This window comes from Chlorobium sp. KB01, assembly GCF_001975465.1.
GTDB lineage: Bacteria > Bacteroidota > Chlorobiia > Chlorobiales > Chlorobiaceae > Chlorobium.
In genome coordinates this window covers 1-4,196 of sequence record NZ_MPJE01000062.1, presented here as the reverse complement: position 1 = coordinate 4,196, position 4,196 = coordinate 1, and the positions used below count along the sequence as shown (strand labels likewise).

At 49.4% G+C, this 4,196-nt stretch carries 3 protein-coding genes; 1 reads left to right on the top strand and 2 read right to left on the bottom strand.

The window, feature by feature from the left end; all coding sequences use genetic code 11:
• The first annotated feature begins 71 nt into the window (after positions 1-71).
• Positions 72-1,478 carry an ATP-binding protein gene (locus BOO20_RS06165; RefSeq protein ID WP_076791403.1) on the top strand — a complete coding sequence of 469 codons (1,407 nt, stop codon included), beginning with the start codon at positions 72-74 and terminating at the stop codon, positions 1,476-1,478.
• Between the two features lies 1 nt (position 1,479).
• Here BOO20_RS06165 and BOO20_RS06160 read toward each other — a convergent pair whose 3' ends face one another.
• Together BOO20_RS06160 and ltrA are read right to left on the bottom strand one after the other, a co-directional pair.
• Positions 1,480-2,466: a transposase gene (locus BOO20_RS06160; RefSeq protein ID WP_076791402.1), complete on the bottom strand. Its 987-nt coding sequence runs from the start codon at positions 2,464-2,466 to the stop codon at positions 1,480-1,482.
• Positions 2,467-2,611: 145 nt separating this feature from the next.
• Positions 2,612-4,129 (bottom strand): group II intron reverse transcriptase/maturase, encoded by a 1,518-nt coding sequence (gene ltrA / locus BOO20_RS06150; RefSeq protein WP_076791399.1) that lies wholly within the window; start codon positions 4,127-4,129, stop codon positions 2,612-2,614.
• Positions 4,130-4,196 lie beyond the last annotated feature (67 nt).

The following is a 4,196-nucleotide window of genomic DNA, read 5'->3' as shown; positions in this document are numbered from 1 at the left end:
TACATGATTGCAGGGAAGCTTGACTTTAGCTTACCCACTTGAAATAGCGAAGAGCCAAATTTATCAATGTGATGGAGCATGGGGTTGAAGAGCAGGCAGAAGCAAGGGTACTGCTTCAGGGAGGCCCTGCTTTTCGATGGTACCTGCTGACCGGCGTAAAATGTATGATTGAAGGAGAGGTCTCGCTGATCGGCACAGGAATAGATATCACTGAACAAAAGGAGATGGCGGAGGAGAATAGCCGACTTGAATCCCAGCTCCAGCAGTCACAGAAAATGGAGATGCTCGGAACACTTGCCGGTGGAATCGCCCATGACTTCAACAATATGCTCGGAGTTATACTTGGCTACACTGACATGCTGCTTGCCGATATACGCCCCACCGATACTATCTATGGTGATCTCACTGCCATCCGTGAGGCGGCATCGCGTTCTGCCGAACTGACCCAGCAACTGCTTGCATTTGCCCGAAAGCAGACCGTTATGCCGGAGATTGTTCAGCTCGATACCACCGTTGAAAAAATTCTTCCCATGCTTCGCCGCCTTATCGGTGAAAATATTACACTTCACTGGACACTCGCTTCAAAAAATTCGCAGATTAAAATCGATCCATCACAGATCGGCCAGATTCTGGTAAACCTCTGCGTCAATGCAAGGGATGCAATAACCGGCAATGGAACCATTACCATTACCATAAACAATCCTGTCAGCGCCTTTGGCGGAAAGGAGCCTGCTGAGGACCATGTTGACTATATTGCACTTTCAGTGAGTGATAACGGCTGCGGGATGAACAAAAATGATCTCCCCCATATTTTCGAACCCTTCTTTACCACAAAGGAACCCGGTAAAGGAACCGGGCTCGGCCTCTCGACAGTCTACGGAATAGTCAAACAGAACAATGGCCGCATTGAGTGCAAAAGCGAACCCGGTGCAGGAACGACCATAACCATCTATCTTCCCCTGAACAGGGAGCATGCAATAAAAACAAGTGATAACGCAAGAGAGCCTCAGACACTTCAGGGCCATCAGACGATCCTCATTGTAGAGGATGAACCCGGCATCCTCAAGCTCTGCAAACTCATGCTTGAACGAAAGGGCTACAGGGTGCTTGCTGTTCAAACCCCGAGTGAGGCAATCACAGTGGCTGACAACTGCAAGGAGAGGATTGACCTGCTGTTGACCGACATCATCATGCCGGAGATGAATGGTCAGGATCTCTCAGAGATTATTCTTACAGCGTTACCGGATATAAAAGTTCTCTTCATGTCCGGCTACACCGCCGATGCACTTGGCGGTACAGCCAATTTTCATACCGCACACCACTTTATCCGCAAACCCTTTACCATCACCTCGCTCAACAACGCCGTCTACGACACCCTCAACGCCGACACGGCGACGAGGGGACGTTCAGGCGACGAGGGGACGTTCATGATTTACTGTACTTTATTGAGGTCCCCCCCCCCTCAGGGACGGTCATGATTTACTGTACTTTCCCCTGCCGATCTCCCCGCCTGAATATCTGATTCACCGCAGATGCTGAAATTCCCAGCAGTTTTGCCGCATCGGCATAGGACATACCCATCTCCTTTATAAACTTTACCGCAAGCTCTTTTCTCACTGCCGTTATCACTCGTCGCTTGCTCCCCTCCTTTAGCTCTTGTGATAATATGCCTGCCTCTTCACATCTGTTCTCCAATAATTCCAAAGCATTATCGTTACTTCTTGAAACAGGCACTCTGGTTTTAATATTTTCTTCTGCCTCATCGAGTATCTCTTTTACAAATGCGCCTCTGCCAAGTATCCGTTGATCGCTGAACTGTTTCTCCCCCCTTTGTTTCAGCGAAAACACTTCCGACCATCCACCGGCAGAGCGCACCAACCCGCCTCCGGTAAGATGCGGCTGCGTTCCCAAGCCACTTTGCTCAATAAGATATTCCTGATAAGCTTGCTGAGCTTCGCTTTCTTTATGGCTGAAACATTGCAGTACAGCATCACGATCCTGCCAAATATTTTCAATTTGATTTATTATAACAGCATGACCGCACCACGGATAGCTGTTCATTTCATCAATTGAGTTAACCAAACCTGCCCTGAACGGGTTAAGATGGATATAGCTGACCAGTTTAAGAAAGTAGACCTCTTCCTCACAGATAATAGATTTATAGCGGTTCTGAAATAAATAACCATGCCGCTGGTGACGACGATTGAACCAAATCGCATAACCGGTAAGAAGTTTTTTCATAAAAAATGTAAGCCCGAACGCTCCGCTTTTCAGTAAAACATGAGCATGGTTTGTCATGAGAGACCATGCATAAATTTTTGTACCTGTTTCATGGGCAAGCTTACCCATTCGGGATACAAATTCATGACGATCTTCATCATCAATGACTATCCGGTTACCCTCTATCCCCCTGACCATTACATGATGCAAAGAGCCGGGCGCATCAAGTCTTGCTCCTCGTGGCATAATGCGAAATTTAGTTACTTTTATCAGGATAATAATACTTATTATTCACACCTCTATCCAAAAAGAATTCTGGAAATACAGAAAATCAGTCGCGGTAGGGATGCCAGTTACCTGACACCCCCCGCACAGATCCGTACGTGCGGAACTACCGCATACGGCTCCTGCCTTGAGTAATAGCGAATCGTACCTCCGGGAAATCATGGCATAATCGGAGGCGCGGGAGATAAGTATTTACGATGGGCGTAAATCGTTGCCAGGTCATGGCTGTTCCTTTCTGACTTCGGCGCCTCAGGCTCCAGTACCACGCTTTGGCCACAAGGTCTCTGAAGCTTTTCAGGGCCTTGATGTTTCCCGGTACGCCAAAGTATTGCCCGTATCCCAGCACAACACTTTTCAGCCAGATTCCTGTCTGTTTTATGGGTGCATGCATTCTTTTTCTCAGGGCATCCTTGACTTCCCGTATCGTTTGGCGCAGTCGTTTGCTTATGGTCTTCCGTCTCAGAAAGTAACCACCTTTCCGGTTCTTGCTGCACAGGTGTGTAAACCCCAGAAAATCAAATCCTTCCGGTTTTCCCTCTCCCCGTTTCTTCCGTCCTTCTGCGGCATATCGACCGAACTCTTTCAGACAGGTTTTCTCAGGGTGCAGTGTCAATCCGTGACCGGACAACTGTTCTTTTAGGGCTGCAAGATATCGTTCCGCCTCGTTCTTGTACTGGAAGCCCAATACCATATCGTCGGCGTATCTCACAATGATGACCTCCCCGTTTGGACGGGTTCGTCGTTCATTTTCCACCCATTCGTCCAGTGCGTAGTGAAGATAGATGTTGGCCAGCAGCGGCGAAATCACCGACCCCTGTGGTGTGCCTACTGTTTGCCGATAGATGCGTCCGTCTTCACTGTATCCCGTCTTCAGCCATTTGCTGATCAGGCGCAGTATCCGTTTGTCTCCAACTCGTTTTCTGATGAATTCGAGCAGGCGTTCATGCGGTATACTGTCAAAGAATCCTTGCAGGTCTGCATCCAGTATCCAGTTGATTTTGCGCGTCAAAATAGCTGTTGCCAGCGCATCCAGCGCTCCGTGCTGGCTTCGACCGGGCCGGTATCCGTAGGAGAATCCATAGAATTCTGTTTCATATATCACCGTCAGCACATTGACTATGGCTTGTTGGACAAGCTTGTCTTCTATGGCCGTTATGCCCAGTGGGCGTTTATGACCATCGGCTTTCGGGATATACGTCCTCAGTACCGGTTTTGCTCGATAGCTGCCTTTGTGGATTTCTGTGTGCAGGGTCTGCAGGCGTTCTTCAAACTGCTCTTCGTAGGCCTGCCATGTCACACCGTCGATTCCCGGCGCTGCCTTGCGGTTCAGCTCATAAAAGCTTTGGCGGAGCAGTTCAGGTGTGATGTGGTGCAGCAGTGCAGTAAAGCAGCACGTCTTGTCAGTTTTGGCTCGTGTTCGCACGCCTTCGAGTCCGAACGACACCATGTTCCGGCTCTGTATCCGGTTGGTGGCTTCTTCTCCGGCGTTCCTCTTGGCCGGTGTCCTTACCTCCACAGCCTCCGTCAAAACAGGGGTTTCTCTGTTCGGCTGCTTCTCGGGTACTATTACACCGTCCGACTCCCGGTTCGCTTCTGCATCAATTCTTCGGGTTCTCTCCTTCATTGATACTACCCTCCTGCCTTTTGCCTTGGGCGAGGGAGCTTGCCGGGTCTCCCGATTCCCGTGTAGA